Below are 21597 nucleotides of genomic sequence, written 5' to 3' on the forward strand. Positions count from 1 at the left end.
GACACCGCATGGCACACAACCTGGCCGACCTCTTCGAACACGCCGCCGACGTCTACGGCGACGACCGACTCGCCGTGGTGGAGGACGAGCGCCGGCTCACCTACGCCGACCTCGAGGCCGAGGCCAACCGCTGGGCCGACGCGCTGTCCTCGCTCGGGGTGGGGGCCGGCGACCACGTGGGCGTGCACCTGCGCAACGGCGTCGACTGCATGGCGCTCATCCTGGGCGTGCTCAAGCTCCGGGCGGTGACCGTGAGCATCAACTACCGCTACTCGGGGCCGGAACTGCGCTACCTCTACGACTACTCGGACACCAGCGTCCTGGTCTTCCACCGCGAGTTCGGCGCGGCGGTGACCGACGCCGTGCGGGGGCTCGACGCCCTCCGGCACACCATCGTGGTGGAGGACGGCTCCGGCGTCGACCCGCTGCCGGAGGGGACCCTCGAGGCGCGGGGGATCCTCGACGCCGCCTCCGCCGAGCGACCGGCGGTGGAGCGCAGCGCCGACGACCTCTACCTGGTCTTCACCGGCGGGACCACGGGCAAACCCAAGGGCGTGATGTGGCGCCAGGAGGACCTGTGGCGGAGCCTCGGTGGCGGCTCCGACTACACCACCGGCGAGCCGGTGCCCGACGAGTACCACCAGTCCCGGTCCGGCCTCGGCGGCGACCCCCTGCGCTACCTCATCCTGCTCCCGCTCATCCACACCTCGGGCATCATGCCGAGCTTCACCGGGCTGTTCGCCGGCGGAACGATGCACTACCTCCCGCACTTCAGGGCGGACGAGGCGCTGGAGGAGATCCGGAGCGAGCGGATCCAGGTGGCGGTGGTGGCCGGCGACGCCATGGTCCGGCCGCTGGTGGAGCGGATGCGGCAGACCGGTGCCGACACCTCGAGCATGTTCATGATCTCGTCCGGGGCCGCGTTGTTCTCGCCCTCGGTCAAGGCGGACCTGCTGGGGCTGCGGCCCGACCTCATGATCATGGACGCCTTCGGCTCCTCCGAGAGCGGCTTCGGCGGACTGGGCGTGGTGACCAAGGCGAACCTCGACGACGGCTCCCTGTTCGCCGACCACGGACCCCGGATCCCGCGCGGCACCACCCTCCAGCTGGTGGACGACCTCGACGACCCCCTGCCCGACGACTCCGGCGAGATCGGGTGGATCGTCAAGAGCGGGTACCAGCCCGGCGGCTACTACAAGGACGAGGCCAAGACCGCCGAGACCTTCCGGGAGATCGCCGGGAGCCGGCGGGTGTTCACCGGCGACCGCGGGCGCTATGACGGCCCGGACACGATCATCATGCTCGGCCGGGCCAGCCAGGTCATCAACTCCGGTGGCGAGAAGATCTTCGCCGAGGAGGTCGAGGCCGCGCTCAAGGCCGTGGACGGGATCGAGGACGCCGTGGTCCTGGGGGTCCCCGACGAGCGCTTCGGGCACCGTGTCGGCGCGGTGGTCCAGTGGGCGGACGGGTACCCCGCCGACGGGGGCGCGGGTCACCTCGAGGCGGTGGGCACCGCCCTGCGCGGGCACCTGGCCGGCTTCAAGATCCCCGTGGCGTACTGGGTGGTCGACGAGGTCGAGCGGCACCCCAGCAGCAAGACCGACTACGGGTGGGCGCGCCGCCTGGTCGCGGACAGGTCGCCCGACCACGACCGGCGCGCCACCGCGTGACGGGCCTGCGGCTCGACGGCCGGGCCTTTGCCGTCACCGGGTCCTCCCGCGGCATCGGCGCGGCCGTCGCCGGCGACCTGGCCGCCCGTGGGGCGGACGTGGTGCTCAACGGGCGCGACGAGCGGGCGCTGGAGCGCCGGGTCGCCGAGCTCTCCGCCCGATCCGACGGGCGGGTCGTGGGGATCCCCGGATCGGCCCACCAACCCGCGGTCGCCGAGGCCCTGCTCGAGGCGGCGGCGGCCGGCGGCTCGGAGGTGGCCGGCCTCATCACGTGCGCCGGGGTGGCCGAGCCCGCGGGCTCGTCGATCCTCACCGTGTCCCACGAGGAGTTCGCCGACCTCATGGACGCCCACCTCGGGTCCGTGTTCGCCACCTGCCGCGTCTTCGCGCCGCACTTCGCGGCCGCCGGGGCGGGGGCGATCGTCACCACGTCGTCGTTCGCGTGGAAGGGCGACTACGGCGGCACCGGATACCCCGCGGGCAAGGGCGCGGTCACCTCGCTCACCCTGGCGATCGCCGCCGAGCTCGCCGAGCACGGGGTGCGCGCCAACGTCGTGTGCCCCGGCGCGCGGACCAGGTTGTCGAGTGGCCCCGACTACGACGAGCAGATCCGCGAGCTGGGGCGCAGGGGGATGCTCGACGAGCTGACCGTGGCCGGCGCGCTGGACCCCGCGGGGCCCGAGTACGTGGCACCCCTCTACACCTATCTCGTCTCCGACCTCGCGGACGGCGTCACCGGCGGGGTCTTCGCCGGATCCGGCGGGTTCATCGGGCGCTTCCCGGCGCCGGACGCGCAGATCCTGGCCTACCGCGACTTCCACGCGAGCCCGCCGTGGACCCCCGAGGAGATCGACGGGATGGTGCGGTCCGGCCGGTGACCGCGGGCCTCAGGGCCACGGTCCACCCGGCGGAGGGCTCTGAACGCCCTCAGCGCAGCGCCTCCTCGCGGAACTCGCCGGGGAAGTCCACGGACGGGCCGTTCGCGGACTCGCCCCGGCGCAGTTCCACGCGGCGGATCTTGCCCGAGATGGTCTTGGGCAGGTCGGTGAACTGGATCCGCCGGACCCGCTTGTACCCGGCCAGGTGCGTGCGCGAGTACTCGAAGATCTGGCGTGCCGTCTCCTCCGTCGGCTCCCACCCGCCGGCCAGGACGATGAACGCCTTGGGCACGCTCAGCCGCACCGGATCGGGGGAGGGCACGACCGCCGCCTCGGCGACCGCCGGGTGTTCCAGCAGCACCGATTCCAGCTCGAACGGCGAGATCCGGTAGTCGGAGGACTTGAACACGTCGTCGGTCCGGCCGACGTAGGTGATGTAGCCCTCGGAGTCCCGCGAGCCCACGTCGCCGGTGTGGTAGAAACCGTCGGCGTAGGCGGCGTCCGTGCGCTCGGCGTCGCCGTGGTAGCCGACCATCAGTCCGAGCGGGCGGGGGTCCAACCGCAGGCAGATCTCGCCCTCGGCCCCGTCGCCGGTGACCTCCTGCCCGGTGGCCGGATCGACCAGGGCCACGTCGAATCCGGGGCAGGGGCGGCCCATCGAGCCGTCCTTGATGGGTTGGCCGGGGGTGTTGGCGATCTGCACGGTGGTCTCGGTCTGGCCGAAGCCGTCGCGGATCGTCACGCCCCACGCGTTGCGGACCCGGCCGATCACCTCGGGGTTGAGCGGCTCGCCGGCGCCCACCGCCAGGCGGGGCGGGGTCCGGAGCTGGGTGAGGTCGGCCTGGATGAGCATCCGCCACACGGTGGGCGGGCAGCACAGGCTGGTCACCCCGCAGCGGTCCATCTCGCGCATCATCGCCGTGGCGTCGAAGCGCGAGTAGTTGTAGAGGAACACGCAGGAGCCGGCGATCCACGGCGCGAACACGTTGGACCAGGCGTGCTTGGCCCACCCGGGGGACGACACGTTGAGGTGGATGTCGCCCGGCTGGAGACCGATCCAGTACATGGTCGACAGGTGACCCGCCGGGTAGGACGCGTGCGTGTGCTCGACGAGCTTGGGCTTGCTGGTGGTCCCGGAGGTGAAGTAGAGCAGCAGCGTGTCGTCGGCGCGGGTGGTGTGGCTCGGCTCGAAGTCGGGGGAGGCGTCCATGGCCGCCGCGAGGTCCGTCCAGCCGTCCGCGGCTCCGCCGACGGTCGTCGACTGCGCGGCTCCGCCGACGGTTGTCGCCTGCGCGGCTCCGCCGACGGAGATCCGCTGGTAGTCGCCCGAGATCGTGGCGAAGCGCCCGGTGAGCTCGGCGCGGGCGATGACGTGCCTGATCCCGCCGCGGGCGATGCGGTCGCGGAGGTCGCCCTCGGCCAGCAGCGTGGTGGCGGGGATGACCACGGCGCCGAGCTTGATCACCGCCAGCATCACGTCCCACAACTCGACCTGGTTGGCCAGCATGAGCAGGATCCGGTCCCCGGGGCCGACTCCGTGGTCGCGCAGCCAGTTGGCGGTCCGGTCGGAGCGGATCCGCATCTCGTCGAACGAGTACCTGGCCTCGGTCGGGGCCTCGCCGCCGTCGTTCTCCTCGACGATCCACAGCGCGGGGTCGGGGTTGCCCTCGGCCTGGACGTCGAACCAGTTCAGCGCCCAGTTCCACTCGTCGAGCTCCGGCCACGCGAACCCGGCCCGCGCGGCGGCGTAGTCCCCGGCGTTGGCCTGGAGGAAGTCGCGAGCGGTGCGGAACCGGGTGGTGGCGTCGGTGTCGAGCGGGGCCATGGAGTCTCCTGACAGCGGGCGGGGCAGAGTGAGTCAGCTCACAGTATGGGGAGCGCGGGGGGGCGCGGTACACCCGAAAGGGGATGGACGGGGGGCGGACCCGGCGCCGGGCCTGGATTACTAGGAGTTGCAAGTATAGGGTGATGGCCATCACGGGAGCGGTGGCACGCGGTCATCCCAGGACCGTGGCCCCTACAACGAAGGGAAGTCCATGTCGGACCTCAGGCAGATCGAGCACTTCATCAACGGAAAGCGGGTCGCCGCGACGGGCGGGCGCACCCAGGAGGTGCTCAACCCGAGCACGGGCACGGCGCAGGCCGTGGTGCCGCTGGCCTCCGCCGCCGAGGTGGACGCCGTGATCGCCAAGGCCGCCGCCGCGCAGAAGGCCTGGGCCGCGCAGAACCCGCAGAAGCGCGCCCGCGTGCTCATGCGCTTCGTGGACCTGGTCAACCAGAACATGGACGAGCTGGCCGAGCTGCTCGCGATCGAGCACGGCAAGACCACCCCGGACGCGAAGGGCGACATCCAGCGCGGCCTCGAGGTGGTGGAGTTCGCGATCGGCATCCCGCACCTGCTCAAGGGCGAGTTCACCGAGAACGCCGGCACCGGCGTCGACGTCTACTCCATGCGCCAGCCCCTGGGCGTGGTCGCCGGCATCACCCCGTTCAACTTCCCGGCCATGATCCCGCTGTGGAAGGCCGGCCCCGCCATCGCGTGCGGCAACGCCTTCGTCCTCAAGCCCTCCGAGCGCGATCCCTCGGTGCCGGTGCGCCTGGCCGAGCTCTTCACCGAGGCGGGCCTGCCGGACGGCATCTTCCAGGTCGTGCACGGTGACAAGGAGGCGGTGGACGCCATCCTGCACAGCGACACGATCCGCGCCGTCGGCTTTGTCGGCTCGACGCCCATCGCGCAGTACATCTACGAGACCGCGGCCAAGAACGGCAAGCGCGCCCAGTGCTTCGGCGGCGCCAAGAACCACGCGATCATCATGCCGGACGCGGACATGGACCAGGTCGCTGACGCCCTGGTCGGGGCCGGTTTCGGCTCGGCCGGTGAGCGCTGCATGGCGATCTCGGTGGCCGTCCCGGTCGGCGAGGGCACGGCCGAGAAGCTGCTCGAGAAGCTCCTGCCCAAGGTCAAGGCCCTCAAGGTGGGCCACAGCCACGACCCGCAGTCCGACTACGGCCCGCTGGTGACCCCCGAGTCCAAGGCCCGCGTGCTGGACTACATCGACCAGGGCGAGAAGGCCGGTGCGGACCTCCTCGTCGACGGTCGCGGCGTGGGCGCCTACACGGACAGCTTCAACGGCGAGGACATCTCCGGGGGCTACTACGTCGGCCCCACGCTGATGGACAAGGTCACCCCGGACATGAGCGTCTACACCGACGAGATCTTCGGGCCCGTCCTCGTGGTGGTCCACGCCACCGACTTCGAGGACGCCCTGCGGCTGCCGAACGACCACGAGTACGGCAACGGCGTGGCCATCTTCACCCGCGACGGCGACGCCGCCCGCGAGTTCGTCTCCCGCGTCGAGGTGGGCATGGTCGGCGTCAACGTGCCGATCCCGGTGCCGATCGCGTACCACACCTTCGGCGGCTGGAAGAAGTCCGGCTTCGGCGACCTCAACCAGCACGGCCCGGAGTCGATCAAGTTCTACTCCAAGGTCAAGACGGTCACGCAGCGCTGGCCCTCCGGCATCAAGGACGGCGCCGAGTTCGTCATCCCCACGATGGACTGACCGGACACCGTAGGAGAGGCACACCATGTTCACCCTTGATGACGACGACAAGGTCATCGTCGACACCGCCCGCGACTTCGCGGTCAAGCGGATCGCGCCCAAGGCCCAGGAGTGGGACGAGACCCATCACTTCCCCAAGGACGTCCTGCGCGAGGCCGCGGAGATGGGCATGGGCGCCATCTACGTCTCGGAGGACGTCGGCGGCAGCGGCATGCGTCGGCTGGACGGGGTCCGGATCTTCGAGCAGCTGGCGCGGGGGTGTCCGGCCGTGGCCGCCTACCTGTCGATCCACAACATGTGCGCGTGGATGATCGACGAGTTCGGCACCGACGAGCAGCGGCACCGGTGGATCCCGAGGCTCGCGACCCTGGAGCACTTCGCCAGCTACTGCCTCACCGAGCCGGGTGCCGGATCGGATGCGGCGGCGCTGCGGACGAAGGCCGTGCGTGAGGGGGACGAGTACGTCCTCACCGGCACCAAGCAGTTCATCTCGGGCGGCGGTCAGTCGGACGTCTACGTGGTGATGGCCCGCACCGGTGACGCCGGCCCCAAGGGGATCTCGGCGTTCATCGTGCCCGCGGACTCCGAGGGCCTGAGCTTCGGCCCGAACGAGCAGAAGATGGGGTGGAACGCCCAGCCCACCGCGCAGGTGATCATGGAGGGGGTGCGGGTCCCGGCGGCCAATCTCATCGGCGGCGCGGACACCGGCGGCGAGGGGCTCGGGTTCACCATCGCCATGCGGGGCCTCAACGGCGGGCGGATCAACATCGCCGCCTGTTCGCTCGGCGGTGCCCAGAACGCGTACTCCCGGGCCGTGGCCCACCTGCGCGACAGGGAGGCGTTCGGCGGTGCCCTGATCGACGAGCCCACCATCCGGTTCACGCTCGCGGAGATGGCCACCGAGCTGGAGGCGAGCCGCCTCATGCTGTGGCGGGCCGCGGCGTCGCTGGACGCCAAGGAGCCGGACCACGTGGAGCAGTGCGCCATGGCCAAGCTCTTCGTCACCGACCGCTGCTACGACGTCGCGGACAGGGCGCTGCAGCTGTTCGGCGGGTACGGGTACCTGGCCGAATACGGAATAGAGAAGATCGTGCGGGATCTCCGGGTGCACCGCATCCTGGAGGGGACGAATGAGATCATGCGCGTGGTCGTCGGCCGGGCCGTCGCCGCGCGCGGACTGGGAGCGTGAGATGACCACCATTGCTTTTCTGGGACTCGGCAACATGGGCGGGCCCATGGCCGCCAACCTGGTGGGCGCCGGGCACGACGTCCGCGGCTTCGACCCGGTCGAGGCGGCGCAGGACGCGGCCCGGACCGCCGGGATCACCGTGTGCGACTCGCCCGCCGAGGCGGTCCGCGGGGCGGGTGTGGTCATCACGATGCTGCCCAACGGCGCGCTGGTGACCTCGACCTACGAGCAGGTGCTCGGCGTGGCGGGGGAGGGGACGCTGTTCATCGACTCCTCCACCATCTCGGTCGAGGACGCCCGGGCCGTCCACGCCACGGCGGTGGCGGCGGGGATGCTCCAGGTCGACGCCCCCGTCTCGGGCGGCGTCAAGGGCGCCACGGCCGGGACGCTGGCGTTCATGGTCGGCGGGGAGGACCAGGCGTTCGCCGCCGCGCAGCCCGTTCTCGAGCCCATGGCGGGCAAGATCATCCACTGCGGCGGACCGGGCGCCGGCCAGGCCGCCAAGGTCTGCAACAACATGGTCCTGGCGGTCCACCAGATCGCGATCGGCGAGGCGTTCGTGCTCGCCGAGCGGCTGGGCCTCGAGCACCAGGCCCTGTTCGACGTGGTCACCGGTGCCACCGGCAACAGTTGGGCGCTCCACACCAACTGCCCGGTCCCCGGCCCCGTCCCCACGTCGCCGGCGAACAACGACTTCACGCCGGGCTTCGCCACCGCTCTCATGAACAAGGACCTCGGGCTCGCGCTCTCGGCCCTGGAGAGCACCGGCACCGTCGCCCCGCTCGGCGCCGCGGCGGCGGCCCTGTACGACGAGTTCGCGAAGGACAACGGCGGCAGGGACTTCAGTGCCATCATCACCAGTATCCGCGACTCCTCGCGGGGCTGACCCACTCCACTCTCGGGAGACCGCCATGCACACCCTCCGACCCAAGGATTCCGACGCCGTCCTCAGCGCCCTGCGCAGAGCCCGGAACGACACCGGGGTCCCGATGGTCTTCGCGGGTGAGGCCGACGGTGAGACCGCCCGGCTGACCCGGTTCATCGGAGCCCGGACGGACTCCATGCAGGGGCTCGCCGTGGCCAAGGGCCGGGGCCTGGGCGGTCACGTCATGGCGACCGGCCGCCCCGCGACCGTGCGGGACTACGAGGAGTGCTCGGGCATCACCCGCGACTACGCCGACGCGGTGGAGCGCGAGGGGCTGCGGGCGATCATCTCGGTGCCCGTCATGGTGTCGGGGGTGGCGCGGACGATCCTCTACGGCTCGGCCCGCGTCGCCACCCAGCTCGGTGACCAGGTGGCCAAGACGTTCACCTCCGTCGCCGCGGAACTCGCGGCGGAGTTCCAGGTCCGCGACGAGGTGGATCGTCGGCTCCGGATGGCGGACCTCGCCGTGGCCGAGCAGGGCGGGGGACTGGAGACGGCGGACCGCGAGCAGCTCCGGGTCCTCCACGGGGAGCTGCGGGCGATCGCCGCGGAACTCGGCGACCCCGCCCTGCGGGACAGGCTCCTGGCGGCCGGGTCCGCGCTGGCCGGCGTGGGCCGGTCCCCGGCGTCCGGCGAGTCGCCGGTGCCCGCCCGGGTGGTGCTCTCGCCGCGGGAGATCGACGTCCTCGCCCAGGTGGCGCTCGGCTGCTCCAACGCCGAGGTGGGGGCGAGGCTGTCGCTCTCGCCCGAGACCATCAAGGCGTACCTGCGCAACATCGGCACCAAGTTGGGGACGAGGTCGCGGATGGAGTCCGTGGCCCGGGCGCGGTTGCTCGGCGTCCTGCCCTGACCCCGTCTGTGGCGGGTGCGCGACGGCTGACGATTTGTGTCCCAGCTCACCCCCATCCACTTTCGGGTGTATCGGGTGTGTCTGCCATCACATACTGTTCGGTCCAATCGACGTCGTGCGTCGGGAATCAACCGTTGCGCCGGACAGCACCACCGCCCGGCACCCCACGAGACTGGAGTCGTCTTGACCACCACGAACATCGAGCCCGGGGGCTCGGCGCCGCAGCCGCCGATCCCGTCCGCGGCCTCGCCTAAGACCTCTCTGAAGAAGGTCGCCGCGGCGTCCTCCATCGGCACCACCATCGAGTGGTACGACTTCTTCATCTACGGCACCGCGGCCGCGCTGGTGTTCCCCACGCTGTTCTTCCCGGGCCAGGACGCCTCGGCCGCGACCCTCTCGTCGTTCGCGACGTTCGCGGTGGCGTTCTTCGCCCGGCCCGTCGGCGCGGCGATCTTCGGCCACTTCGGCGACCGGATCGGCCGCAAGCGCACGCTGGTGTGGACGCTCATGATCATGGGCATCGCCACCGTCTTCATCGGTCTGCTGCCCGGGTACGGCACCGGGGCGTTCGGGATGTTCGAGGGCGGGATCGGCATCTGGGCCCCGACCCTGCTCGTCGTGTGTCGGTTCTTCCAGGGCTTCGCCGTCGGCGGCGAGTGGGCCGGCGCGACGCTGCTCACCGCGGAGTACGCACCGGAGGGCAAGCGCGGGATGATGGCCATGTGGCCGCAGCTTGGCGTTGCCTTCGCGTTCTTCCTCTCCTCCGGCACGTTCCTCGCCTTCTCCCTGGTCGCCGGTGACAGCTCCGCCGCGGACAGCTCGTTCATGCAGTACGGCTGGCGCATCCCGTTCCTGCTCTCCGCCGTGCTCGTCCTCATCGGCCTGTGGATCCGCATCAGCGTCGAGGAGACCCCGGTCTTCAAGCAGGACCGCGAGCGCGCGGCCCAGGAGACCGCCCCCACGACCCTGCCGTTCGCGGACGCCATCCGATACCAGTGGAAGGAGATCCTCATCGCCGGTGGCGCGCTCACCTCGCTGTTCTCCCTCTTCTACATGGGCACGTCGTTCCTCACCAACTACGCCACCAAGAACCTGGAGCACACGCGGCCGTTCGTCCTCGGCATGGGCATGATCGCCGCCCTGGTCTTCGGCGCCGCGATCGCGCTGTCCGCCATGTACTCGGACCGGATCGGCCGTAAGAAGGTCATCGGCACCTCGGTCGGGCTGGCCGTGGTCTGGGCGCTGTTCGTCTTCCCGATCCTCGACACCGGTTCGCCGATCGCCTTCGCCGTGGTCCTCCTGGTGACCCTCATCATCTTCGGCATCGCCTACGGCCCGGCCGGCGCGCTGCTGCCCGAGCTGTTCCAGGCCCGCTACCGGTACACCGGCGCCGGTCTCGGCTACAACCTCGCCGGCATCCTCGGCGGCGCGCTGCCGCCGCTGGCCGCCGCCGCGATGGTCGCCAACGGGAACACGCTCGGAGTGGGCATCATGCTCTCGCTGCTGTCGGCGATGTCGATGATGTGCGTGCTCATCATGACGGAGTCGAGCAAGAACGTCATCCACGCCGACGCCGAGGTGGTCGTGGACCGGACCCTCGCCACCGAGGTCCCGTGACGGCCGACTGACCCGCAACCCGCGTCGATCTCCACTCGATCGTCGCCCACGAGCAGCCGCGCCCGGCCCCACCCGAGAGGGGGCCGGGCGCGGTGTCGTCGGTGCCGCGGGAGCGGTCAGAAGTCGCCGGCGGAGTGGCGCAGCGAGGAGATGGCGTCGATCAGGGCGATCTGCTCGTACTGGTCCATCCCCGGATCGGCGAAGACCCCGGCGTTGAGGGCCGCCGTGGCCTCGGCCACGACCCGCCTGCCCTGCTCGGTGATCTCCACGAGGGTCGTGCGGCCGTCGGTGGGATGCGGGCGACGTTCCACCAACCCGGCGTCGAGGAGACGCTTCATGGCGCTGGTGACGCTCGTGACGTGGACCTGGAGCCGCTCGGAGGCCTTGGTGATCGGCAGCGAGCCGGAGCGGGAGAACGCCAGCAGCCGCAGGAGTTCGTAGCGGGGGAAGGACAGGTTCCACGGCCGCAGGGTCTCCTCCACCCGGGCGAGCAGGATCTGGTGCGCGCGCATCACCGAGGTCACCACCGTCATCCCCCGGGCGGCATCGGCCCAGCCCTCGCGCTCCCAGTTGGCGCGGGCCTGGTCGATGCGGTCGGGGATCGGGGCGGTCCTGGGGGGCACGGCTCACTCCTGGAGGACGCGGCTGGCGCGGCGGACTGGTGGTGTGCCGAGTCTATCCCCACAGGCCAGGCGTCCTGAGCCGCCCCCGGGGCGTCGATGCGTGGCGATCCCGCCTCGGCGATAGGCTCGGATGATGACCAGCTCTGACCACCGGACGGGACCGTCCTACGATCCCTCCAGGATCCGGCACGACCACTTCCGGAGCCTCGTCACCGATGCCGCCACGGCGGTCGCGCAGATCGGGGACGGCGACACCGTCGCGATCAGCGGCTTCGCCAGCGCCGGCACCCCCAAGGCCTTCGCCCCCGCCCTCGCGGACCGCATCCGGGCGATCCGGGCGGCGGGCGGGAGGATGAGCGTCAACCTGCTCACCGGTGCCTCCGTGGCCAACGAGGCGGAAGCCGTCCTCGCCGAGGTCGACGGGGTGGCGTTGCGGATGCCGTACCAGAGCGAGCCCACCGCGCGGCGGAAGATCAACTCCGGTTCCGTGGACTACGTGGACATCCACCTGTCACACGTGGCCCAGCAGGTGTGGGAGGGCTACTACGGGGACGTGGACGTCGCGGTGGTCGAGGTCGCGGCCATCACCGAGGACGGCAGGCTCGTGCCGTCGATGTCGGTGGGCAACAACAAGACCTGGCTCGACGTGGCGGACAAGGTGATCCTCGAGGTCAACTCGTGGGTCCCGCTCGGGGTGGAGGGCATGCACGACGTCTACTACGGGACGGCCCTGCCGCCGGACCGCCGGCCGATCATGCTCACCCGCCCCGACGACCGCATCGGACAGGCCCACCTCGAGGTGGACCCGGCCAAGGTCATCGCGGTGGTCCCGACCGACCAACGGGACTCCGAGAGCGCGCTGGCCGCCCCGGACGCGGTCAGCGAGGCCATCGCCGGCCACGTGGTGGACTTCTTCCGACACGAGGTCGCGCGCGGCCGCCTGCCGGAGGGGAGCCTGCTGCCCCTCCAGGCCGGAATCGGAAACGTCGCCAACGCCGTCCTCGCAGGCCTCGCGGCGGGGCCGTTCTCCGAGCTCACGTGCTACTCGGAGGTCATCCAGGACTCGATGCTCCGGCTCATCAGGGAGGGCAAGGTCGCGCACGCCTCGGCCACCTCGCTCGCCCTGTCGGGGCAGGGGCTGGTCGAGCTGGTCGGCAACATCGACCTCTACCGCCGTCACATCACCCTGCGTCCCCAGGAGATCAGCAACCATCCCGAGATCGTCCGGCGTCTGGGCGTCATCGGCATGAACGGCATGCTCGAGGCCGACGTCTACGGCAACGTCAACTCGACCCACGTGGGCGGTACCCGGATCATGAACGGCATCGGCGGCTCGGGGGACTTCACCCGCAACGCCTACGTGTCGATGTTCCTCAGCCCGTCCACGGCCAGGAACGGCTCGATCTCGGCGATCGTGCCGATGGTCCCGCACGTCGACCACACCGAGCACGACGTGCAGGTGATCGTCACCGAACACGGGCTGGCGGACCTGCGTGGGCTGAGCCCCCGCAGGAGGTCCGGCGTGATCGTGGACCGGTGCGCGGACCCGTCCTTCCGGCCGCTCCTGCACGACTACCTCGATCGGGCGCGGGCCCGGCCCGACGCGGGTCACACGCCGCATATCCTCGGTGAGGCGTTCTCGTTCCACACCCGGCTCGCCGAGACCGGGAGCATGCTGGGGTAGGCGTGTCCGCCCCCCCGACAGGACCCATCCGGAGGATTGATGACGACAACCCCGAGCCCGCTGCGCATCGGCAACGTCTCCGCCTCGCGGACCGACCGGGCCACGGCGACGGCGGAGTTCCTCGGCGCCGCGTCCCTGGACGTCCTCGCGCTGGACATGCTGTCGGACGAGGCGATGCTCGCGCTGGCCGCGGCGAGGTCCGGGGGAGGGCCGGGATACGAGCCCGCCGCGCTGGTCCAGTTGGGCGAGTGCCTGGACCTCATCGGCGCCGGGGGGGTGCGGATCGTCACCAACGCCGGGGCGTTGGATCCGGAGGGGCTCGCCGTGGAGCTGAGGGCGCGGGCCTCCGACGCGGGGATCGACCTGCTGGTGGCGGCCGTCGATTCCGGCGACGTGACCGACCGCGCCGTCGAGCTGGGCCTCGGCGAGGCTGACGTCGCCACGGTCCGCCACGGGGCGTTCGGGATCTCGCGGGCCCTGGCCGCCGGGGCGAACGTGGTCGTCACGGGTCGCGTGAGCCGGGAGGCGCTGGTCACCGGCGCGGCCGCCGCTCACCACGGGTGGACGTCGTCCGCGCTCGACGCCCTCGCCGGCTCCGTCGCCGTGGGGCACGTCCTCTCCGGAGGCCCGGGCGCGACGGGGGTGGTCGACTCGTCGACCGATGTCACCCGGACCACCGATCCCGTCGCGGGCGGCTACCCGATCGCCGAGATCGCCCCGGACGGCTCGGCCGTCATCACCCGTCATCCCTCCGCGTTCGGCTCCGTGACCGTCGGTACCGTCACCGACCAGCTCCTGGACGGGGTGGCGGGCGTCCGCTACGCCGCGCCCGACGTGGTCCTGCGGCTCGACACGGTCCGACTCGCGCAGGAGGGTACCGACCGCGTCCGCCTCAGCGGGGCCCGCGGCGAACCCGCCCCGCCCGTCGTGGCCGTGGTGGCCATGAGGAAGGGGCCCGGGCACCCGCTCCGCGTGGCGAGACCCCTCGCCCAGGAGGACTCCGGCCACTCGGTGGTGCTCCCCGGCGGGGAACGGGTCGCGGTGCCGGTCCCGCCGGAGACGGCGGACATCGGCCCGGGGGAGCTCCCCGCGGCGTGGTCCCCCGGCACCGTGCCCGGGGGGCCACCGAGGACGTCGGCGCTGGGCTCGGTCGCCGGTGTGCGCCGCGGCGTGGTCGGCCGGGGGGTCAACATCGCCGTGTGGACGTGGGACGACTCCGCCTTCGCGTGGCTGGCCGGAGAGCTCACGCAGGAGCGGTTCCGGGAGCTGCTGCCCGGCCTGGAGGGCATGGAGACCCGCCGCTACCTGCTGCCCAACCTCCGTGCGGTGAATCTCGTGGCCCGCCCGCCGCAGGGCGGGGTGCTCGAGTCCGGGCTGGGGGCCGACCTCGCCGCCGCGCGCCTGGAGATCCCGGGCGAGCTCCTCGAGGTCGACCCCTGACTCAGGTCGTGCGGGGGGCGCGTCGACCTACCTGACGCCGCGCAGCTCCACCTTGCGGATCTTGCCCGTCGCGGTGCGGGGGATCGCGTCGGTCACCACGACGTCGCGCGGCCGGTGTGACGAGGTGAGCCGCTCGGCCCCGAACTCCATCACGGAGGCCACCAACTCGTCGTCGTCGGACGCGCCCTCGGCCGGGACCACCACCACCGTCACGAGCTCGCCCCACGTCGGGTCGGGCCGGCCCACACACGCGACCTCGGCGACGTGCGGGTGGTCCAGGAGGACCCGCTCGACGTGGAGCGAGGACACGTTCTCGCCGCCGGACTTGACGATGTCCTTGACGCGGTCGGCGAACCACACCACGCCGTCGGCGTCGATCCGCCCGAGGTCGCCCGAGTGCAGGTGCCCGCCCACGAACACCTCGGCGTTGGCCTGCGGGTTGTTCCAGTAGCCCTCCATGACGGTGGGGCCGCGGTAGGCGATCTCGCCCTCCTCGTCGGTGGCCAGGAGCGCCTCGCCGCCCGGCTCGCAGATGCGGTTCTGGGCGATCGGGGTGGGGTAGCCCCAGGAGTCGGACTTGTCGGGGTTGAGCTCGGGCCACTGCATCACCGTGGCGGGCGTGCACTCGCTCATCCCGGACCCCAGGACGATCTTCGCGTCGGGGAGCGCCGCCTCGAGCCGCCTGCGCATCTCCTCGGACATCGGGGCCATGGCGTACAGGAGGACCTCGATGGAGGAGAGGTCCAGACCGCGGTCGGCGCCCCCCGCGAGCGACTCGAGCATGAGGGGAAGGCCCACGAGGTGGGTGGCCCGGACCCTCGCGACGGTGTCGGCGTACTGCGTGGGGTCGAAGCCGGCCAGGAGGTGGACCGTCGCGCCCATGGTGATCGCGGGGACCAGGACGCCGTTGAGCCCGGCCGTGTGGAAGAGGGGGAGCGGGCACACCGTCACCGACCCCTGCGCACCCCACTTCAGTCCGAAGACCGCGCCGTTGCCCAGCCCGGCCATGGTCACCGCGAGGTGGGAGGTGAGGACGCCCTTGGGGCGCGAGGTGGTGCCGGAGGAGTAGAGGCACTGGACCACCTGGCGGTCGGCGATCACGGTGTCGGGGTTCGAGTCGTCGTCCGAGAGCAGGTCGTCCCAGCCGATCAGTGCGGGACCGTCGGCGGGTGCCTCCAGCCCCTCCGGGACACCCCCGACGACGACGACGGTGCGGATCGACGGGATACCCGCGACCGCTCCCATGACCAACTCCGCGAGTGAGCCGTGGACCAGCAGGATGCGCGTGCCGGAGTCGGTCAGGGCGTGCGCGATGTTGTCCAGTCCGGAGAGCAGGTTGATAGGCAGGGCCACCATCCCGGCCTTGGCCGCACCGAAGTAGGTCGCCACGAACTCGCGGCAGTTGGTGGACAGGATCGACACCGGATCCTCGGCCTCGATGCCGAGTTCGACCAGGCCGTGCGCCACGCGGTTGGCCACGGATTCGAGCTCGGCGAAGGTCCAGGAGCCCGCGTCGTCGGTGACAGCGGTCCGGCCGGCGAACGTGGCCGCCGCCCGGGTCGGTATGTCGCCCACCGAACAGCGTCGGGCGAGGGCGTGGTCCGTGGGGTCCATCCCGGTGAGGTCTAGGCGCACGATTTCTCCAGTGGGTCGGGGTGTCCCTGCTCCGGAAGTGATTGGGATCACCGCTGATCACAGGGTGGTAAAGCGGCGGCGGAAAAGCAAGCAAGCGCGCTTGCTTTATTTCGCTCGGGATGGAAGCCTGATGCGCATGCAGAAGGACACCCAGACCCCCGCCAGCGAGGACCCGCACGCCGCCCTCGCCGCGCTCAACGCCCGAGTGGACGAGCTCGTCGAGGCCGCCGGTTCCGAGCGCTGGACCACCGACACCCCGGCCGAGGGCTGGGACGTCGGAATGCAGATCGCCCACCTCGCGTGGACCGACGAGGTCTCCGTGACGGCCATCAACGACGCGGACGCGTTCCAGGCCGTGGTGGAGTCCGCCATGGCCGACCCGACCGGGTTCGTCGACGTCGGGGCCGCCGAGATCGCCGCCACCGGGCGCGACGAGGTCCTGGCCAGGTGGCGCCTGGCCCGCGGCGAGCTCGCCGACGCGCTCAAGGCCGCCGACCCGGGGGACCAGATCCCGTGGTTCGGGCCGCCGATGCGGCCCAAGTCCATGACCACGGCCCGGATCATGGAGACCTGGGCCCACGGGGTCGACGTCGCCGACGCGCTCGGCGTCGCCGTGGACACCGACCCGGCCTTCCTCGGCGCGCTGCCCCACGTGGCCCGGTTGGGCTTCAAGACCCGCGCCTTCGCCTACATGATGAACGGGCTCGAGGCCCCGGCCTCCGAGATCCACGTGGCCCTCACCCAGGCCGACGGCAGCGTCCTCGAGTTCGGCACCGCCGGCGCCGAGCAGACGGTCACCGGACCGATCCTCGACTTCTGCCTGCTCGTCACCCAGCGTGTCCACCTCGACGACACCGCCCTCGTGGCGGTCGGCGAGGACGCGCTGGGGTGGCTGCGTATCGCCCAGGCCTTCGCCGGACTCCCCGGTGGCGGCCGTGAGAAGGGAGCACGGGCATGACCGGACGGGACGTCACCGCGCCACTGCGCGTCGGAAACATGTCGGGTTTCTACGGCGACCGCATCTCCGCGATGCGCGAGATGCTCGAGGGGGGTGAACTCGACGTCCTCACCGGCGACTACCTCGCCGAGCTCACCATGCTCATCCTCGGTCGTGACCGGATGAAGAGCCCCGATCTCGGGTACGCCAAGACCTTCCTGCGTCAGCTCGAGGACTGCCTCGGGCTCGCGCTGGAGAAGAACGTCACGATCGTCGCCAACGCCGGTGGGCTCAACCCGGCCGCGCTGGCCGGCGCGGTCCGCGAGCTCGGGACCCGACTGGGCCTGGCGCCCAGGGTCGCGCACGTCGAGGGTGACGACCTCATCGCCCGGGTCGGCGAACTCGCCATCCCGGCCGACGCCGGCTTCCCCGTCACCGCCAACGCCTACCTCGGTGGCTTCGGCATCGCCCGCTGCCTCGACGCCGGCGCCGACATCGTCGTCACCGGTCGCGTCACCGACGCCTCGGTCATCGTCGGGCCCGCCATCAGCCACTTCGGCTGGACCCGCGCCGACCTCGACGCGATGGCCGGGGCCACCGCCGCCGGACACGTGATCGAGTGCGGCACCCAGGCCACCGGCGGCAACTACTCGTTCTTCAACCGCGGCGAGATCAGCGACCCCGTCACGCCCGGTTTCCCGATCGCCGAGATCTTCGCCGACGGCACCTCGGTCATCACCAAGCACGCCGGCACCGGCGGAGCGGTCACGGTCGGCACCGTCACCTCGCAGCTGCTCTACGAGGTCACCGGCGCCCGCTACGGCGGCCCGGACGTGGTCACCCGCCTCGACACCGCCGTCGTCGAGCAGGAGGGCCCGGACCGCGTCCGGATCTCCGGGGTGCGCGGCGAGACCGCCCCCACCACCACCAAGGTGTCGGTCACGTGCCTCGCCGGGTTCCGCAACGAGCTGACCTTCCTGCTCACCGGCCTCGACATCGAGGACAAGGCGGCCCTGGTCGAGCGCCAGTTCCTCGCCGGACTCGCCACGCGCCCCGCGGAGATCGACTTCCGGCTCCAGCGCACCGACCACCCCGACGCCGACACGCAGGCCGCCGCCACCGCGATGCTCACCATCGTGGCGTGGGACCCGGACAAGGACGTGGTGGGCCGGGCGTTCTCCGACGCCGCCGTGGCCATGACGCTGTCCAGCTACCCGGGTGCCACGCCCAGCGCGCCCCCGGGCCGCGGCGGTCCGTACGGCGTCTACATCCCCGCCTACCTGGCCCAGGGGGAGATCCCGCACGTCGCGGTGCTGCCCGACGGGACCCGGGTGGACATCGCGCCCCCGGAGACCATGGTGGAGATGGGGGACGGGCACGCCTCCGACGGCCTCGACGCCGACGGCGCACCGCTGCCCGCGTCCGCGCCGTGGAGCGGGTCCAGCACCCGGCGCCCGTTGGGTGACGTCCTCGGCGCCCGCTCGGGCGACAAGGGCGGCACCGCCAACATCGGGCTGTGGGCCGGCGACGCCGAGGCCTACCGCTGGATGCGGGACACCCTGACCGTCGACGAGCTGCGCCGTCTGCTCCCGGAGACCGCCGACCTGCCGATCGAGCGGTACGAGCTCCCGCGGCTGGGCGCCGTGAACTTCGTCATCGACGGACTCCTCGGCAAGGGCGTCGCCCACGGCTACCGCTGGGATCCGCAGGCCAAGGGCCTCGCGGAGTGGCTGCGCTCCCGCGTCGTCGACGTCCCCGACACCATCACCGCCCCCGTCCCCGCCGCACCGGCACCCGCGAAGGAGAACGCGTGACCATCCCCCCCCACGTACCAGGTGATCCCTGGTACTCCGAAGAGCGTCTCGCCCTGCGCGAGACCACGACCCGCTTCGCCGAGCGGGAGATCCTGCCCCACCTGGCCGAGTGGGAGGCCGCGGGGGCGATCCCCCGCGAGCTGCACCGCAAGGCGGGCGAGCTGGGCCTGCTCGGGGTCTCGTTCCCCGAGGAGGTCGGCGGCGGCGGCGGAGACGCCATCGACTCGCTGGTCGTGTGCGAGGCGCTGCACGAGGCCGGCGTGTCCGGCGGCGTGTTCGCCTCGCTGTTCACGTGCGGCATCGCCACCCCCCACCTGGCCCAGTCCGGTCGCCCCGACCAGATCGACCGCTGGGTCAAGCCGACCCTCGCCGGCGAGATGATCGGCTCCCTGGCCATCACCGAGCCCGGCGGCGGCTCGGACGTCGGGCACCTCACCACCACCGCCCGCCGGGACGGCGACCACTACGTGGTCAACGGCGCCAAGACCTACATCACCTCCGCCACCCGCGCCGACTTCGTGGTCACCGCGGTCCGCACCGGCGGCGAGGAGCTGAGGGGCGCGGCGGGCGTGAGCCTGCTGGTGATCCCCACCGACACCCCCGGCTTCCACGTCTCGGCGCCGCTCGACAAGCTGGGCTGGCGCGCCTCCGACACCGCCGAGCTGACCTTCACCGACTGCCGCGTGCCGGTGGAGAACCTCGTCGGCGCGGAGAACGACGGGTTCGCCCAGATCGCGATCGGCTTCGTCGGCGAGCGCGCCGCGCTGGCCGCCCAGGGCTACTCCCACGCCCAGCGCTGCCTGGACATCACCCTGGACTGGGTGCGCGAGCGCGAGACCTTCGGCCGCCCGCTGCTGTCCCGTCAGGCCGTGCAGAACACGGTCACCGAGATGGCCCGCCGCATCGACCTCGCCCGCACCTACACGCACCACTGCGTGAACCTGGCGGTGTCGGGGCACGACGCGATCGCCGAGGTCTGCTTTGCCAAGAACACCGCCGTGGAGTGCGCTGAATGGGTCGCCAACCAGGCGGTCCAGCTCTTCGGCGGGCTCGGCTTCATGGCCGAGTCCGAGGTGAGCCGCCAGTACCGCGATGTCCGACTCCTGGGCATCGGCGGAGGCACCACCGAAATCCTGACCACCCTCGCCGGACGACGTTTGGGGTACACCGCATGACAATCCTGCGTTCCACGCTCGACACCACCGGCGCCGACTTCGGCGCCGCCAAGCACGCGATGGAGGCCAAGCTCGAGCAGCTGACCGCCGACCTCGAGCCGGCGCTGGCCGGCGGCGGCGAGCGCAAGGTCGCCCGCCACCGCGAGCGCGGCAAGTTCACCGCTCGCGAGCGGATCGACATGATCCTCGACCGCGAGTCCCCGTTCCTCGAGCTGTGCGCGCTCGCCGCGTGGGGGTCGGACTTCCAGACCGGCGCCTCCGTGGTCGCCGGGATCGGGGTGGTCGAGGGAGTCGAGTGCCTGCTCATCGCCAACGACCCCACGGTCAAGGGCGGCACGTCCAACCCGTGGACGCTGCGCAAGATCCTCCGCCTCAACGACGTGGCCAAGAAGAACCGGCTCCCGGTGATCAGCCTCGTCGAGTCCGGCGGCGCCGACCTGCCCACGCAGAAGGAGGTGTTCGTCCCCGGTGGCGCGCTCTTCCGCGACCTCACCCGGCTCTCCAAGGCGGGCATCCCCACCATCGCCGTGGTGTACGGCAACTCCACCGCCGGCGGCGCGTACGTGCCGGGCATGAGCGACCACGTGGTGATGATCGAGGAGCGCTCGAAGGTGTTCCTCGCCGGACCGCCGCTGGTCAAGGCAGCCACCGGTGAGATCGCCGACGAGGAGACCCTCGGCGGCGCCGACATGCACGCGCGGGTCTCGGGCCTGGCCGACCACTACGCCCTCGACGAGGCCGACGCCGCCCGCATCACCCGCGGCATCGTGCGCCGTTTGAACTGGTCCAAGCGGGGGAGCACCCCCCGCGCCGAGGTCATCGAGCCGCTCTACGCCGCCGAGGACCTGCTCGGCATCGTCCCGGAGGACCTCAAGATCCCCTTCGACCCGCGCGAGATCATCGCCCGGATCGTGGACGGCTCGGACTTCGACGAGTTCAAGCCGATGTACGGCGCGAGCCTGGTGACCGGCTGGGCCGAGATCCACGGCTACCCGGTCGGCATCATCGCCAACGCGCGCGGCGTGCTGTTCAGCGAGGAGGCGCAGAAGGCCACCCAGTTCATCGAGCTGGCCAACCGCTACGACACCCCGCTGCTGTTCATGCACAACACCACCGGCTACATGGTGGGTTCCGAGTACGAGCGCGGCGGCATCATCAAGCACGGCGCGATGATGATCAACGCCGTCTCCAACTCCGAGGTCCCGCACCTCTCGCTCATCACGGCGGCCTCCTACGGCGCCGGCCACTACGGCATGTGCGGCCGCGCGTTCGACCCGCGCTTCCTCTACACCTGGCCCAGCTCCAAGTCGGCCGTCATGGGCGCGCAGCAGCTCGCCGACGTCGTCACCTCCGTGGCCGCGGCGGCGTCCGCCGCCCGCGGCGAGGAGATGGCCCAGGACACGATCGACGGCCTCAAGACGATGATCTCCGACCAGATCGAGAAGGAGTCGTTGCCGGCGTTCCTGTCCGGGATGCTCTACGACGACGGCGTCATCGACCCCCGCGACACCCGGACAGTGCTGGGCCTCAGCCTGTCCGCGATCCACTCCGGAGAAGTCGCCGGAACCGACCGCTTCGGCGTTTTCCGGATGTGAGG

At 71.5% G+C, this 21597-nt stretch carries 16 protein-coding genes; 13 read left to right on the top strand and 3 right to left on the bottom strand.

The window, feature by feature from the left end:
- The first annotated feature begins 8 nt into the window (after positions 1 to 8).
- Positions 9 to 1670, top strand: coding sequence for an AMP-binding protein (locus tag Q0444_RS13720; RefSeq protein WP_291084703.1), 1662 nt, complete (start codon positions 9 to 11; stop codon positions 1668 to 1670).
- A complete protein-coding gene (locus Q0444_RS13725) occupies positions 1667 to 2548 on the top strand; it encodes an SDR family NAD(P)-dependent oxidoreductase (protein WP_291084705.1) in 882 nt (293 codons plus the stop codon). The genes Q0444_RS13720 and Q0444_RS13725 overlap by 4 nt, the downstream gene beginning before the upstream one ends.
- A 49-nt stretch (positions 2549 to 2597) precedes the next feature.
- Here the strand turns inward: Q0444_RS13725 and Q0444_RS13730 are convergent, their stop codons facing one another.
- The gene (locus tag Q0444_RS13730; protein ID WP_291084708.1) at positions 2598 to 4373 is read right to left on the bottom strand and encodes an AMP-binding protein; all 1776 of its coding nucleotides are present in this window, start codon (positions 4371 to 4373) and stop codon (positions 2598 to 2600) included.
- Between the two features lie 211 nt (positions 4374 to 4584).
- Between Q0444_RS13730 and Q0444_RS13735 the strand changes: the two genes are divergently transcribed.
- From Q0444_RS13735 to Q0444_RS13755, 5 genes are all read left to right on the top strand, one after another.
- Entirely contained in the window at positions 4585 to 6111 is a 1527-nt protein-coding gene (locus Q0444_RS13735) for a CoA-acylating methylmalonate-semialdehyde dehydrogenase (protein ID WP_291084711.1), read from the top strand.
- A 25-nt stretch (positions 6112 to 6136) separates the two neighbouring features.
- A complete protein-coding gene (locus Q0444_RS13740) occupies positions 6137 to 7300 on the top strand; it encodes an acyl-CoA dehydrogenase family protein (RefSeq protein ID WP_291084714.1) in 1164 nt (387 codons plus the stop codon).
- A 1-nt stretch (position 7301) separates the two neighbouring features.
- Positions 7302 to 8186, top strand: a complete 885-nt coding sequence (gene mmsB, locus Q0444_RS13745; protein ID WP_291084717.1) for a 3-hydroxyisobutyrate dehydrogenase — start codon at positions 7302 to 7304, stop codon at positions 8184 to 8186.
- Between the two features lie 25 nt (positions 8187 to 8211).
- Complete coding sequence (locus Q0444_RS13750; RefSeq protein ID WP_291084720.1) at positions 8212 to 9075, top strand: LuxR C-terminal-related transcriptional regulator; 864 nt, start codon at positions 8212 to 8214, stop codon at positions 9073 to 9075.
- 183 nt (positions 9076 to 9258) lie between these two features.
- Complete coding sequence (locus Q0444_RS13755; RefSeq protein ID WP_299023468.1) at positions 9259 to 10692, top strand: MFS transporter; 1434 nt, start codon at positions 9259 to 9261, stop codon at positions 10690 to 10692.
- Positions 10693 to 10808: 116 nt separating this feature from the next.
- Here Q0444_RS13755 and Q0444_RS13760 read toward each other — a convergent pair whose 3' ends face one another.
- The gene (locus tag Q0444_RS13760; protein WP_299023470.1) at positions 10809 to 11315 is read right to left on the bottom strand and encodes a MarR family winged helix-turn-helix transcriptional regulator; all 507 of its coding nucleotides are present in this window, start codon (positions 11313 to 11315) and stop codon (positions 10809 to 10811) included.
- A 133-nt stretch (positions 11316 to 11448) separates the two neighbouring features.
- On the opposite strand from Q0444_RS13760, the gene Q0444_RS13765 reads away from it, so the two are divergent.
- Complete coding sequence (locus tag Q0444_RS13765) at positions 11449 to 12999, top strand: succinate CoA transferase (RefSeq protein WP_291084729.1); 1551 nt, start codon at positions 11449 to 11451, stop codon at positions 12997 to 12999.
- 39 nt (positions 13000 to 13038) lie between these two features.
- Complete coding sequence (locus Q0444_RS13770) at positions 13039 to 14439, top strand: acyclic terpene utilization AtuA family protein (RefSeq protein ID WP_291084731.1); 1401 nt, start codon at positions 13039 to 13041, stop codon at positions 14437 to 14439.
- 27 nt (positions 14440 to 14466) lie between these two features.
- Here Q0444_RS13770 and Q0444_RS13775 read toward each other — a convergent pair whose 3' ends face one another.
- The gene (locus tag Q0444_RS13775) at positions 14467 to 16074 is read right to left on the bottom strand and encodes a class I adenylate-forming enzyme family protein (protein WP_291084734.1); all 1608 of its coding nucleotides are present in this window, start codon (positions 16072 to 16074) and stop codon (positions 14467 to 14469) included.
- A 130-nt stretch (positions 16075 to 16204) separates the two neighbouring features.
- Between Q0444_RS13775 and Q0444_RS13780 the strand changes: the two genes are divergently transcribed.
- From Q0444_RS13780 to Q0444_RS13795, 4 genes are read left to right on the top strand one after another with little or no spacing between them, the layout of a single operon-like run.
- Entirely contained in the window at positions 16205 to 17032 is an 828-nt protein-coding gene (locus tag Q0444_RS13780) for a TIGR03084 family metal-binding protein (protein ID WP_299023473.1), read from the top strand.
- The gene (locus Q0444_RS13785) at positions 17029 to 18825 is read left to right on the top strand and encodes an acyclic terpene utilization AtuA family protein (RefSeq protein ID WP_291084739.1); all 1797 of its coding nucleotides are present in this window, start codon (positions 17029 to 17031) and stop codon (positions 18823 to 18825) included. The genes Q0444_RS13780 and Q0444_RS13785 overlap by 4 nt, the downstream gene beginning before the upstream one ends.
- Positions 18822 to 20000 (top strand): acyl-CoA dehydrogenase family protein, encoded by a 1179-nt coding sequence (locus Q0444_RS13790; RefSeq protein ID WP_291084742.1) that lies wholly within the window; start codon positions 18822 to 18824, stop codon positions 19998 to 20000. The genes Q0444_RS13785 and Q0444_RS13790 overlap by 4 nt, the downstream gene beginning before the upstream one ends.
- Positions 19997 to 21595, top strand: coding sequence for an acyl-CoA carboxylase subunit beta (locus Q0444_RS13795; protein ID WP_291084746.1), 1599 nt, complete (start codon positions 19997 to 19999; stop codon positions 21593 to 21595). The genes Q0444_RS13790 and Q0444_RS13795 overlap by 4 nt, the downstream gene beginning before the upstream one ends.
- The last annotated feature ends 2 nt before the right edge of the window (positions 21596 to 21597 follow it).

Origin of the sequence: uncultured Dietzia sp. (assembly GCF_937873725.1) — a bacterium.
In the GTDB taxonomy this organism is placed as follows: Bacteria; Actinomycetota; Actinomycetes; order Mycobacteriales; family Mycobacteriaceae; genus Dietzia.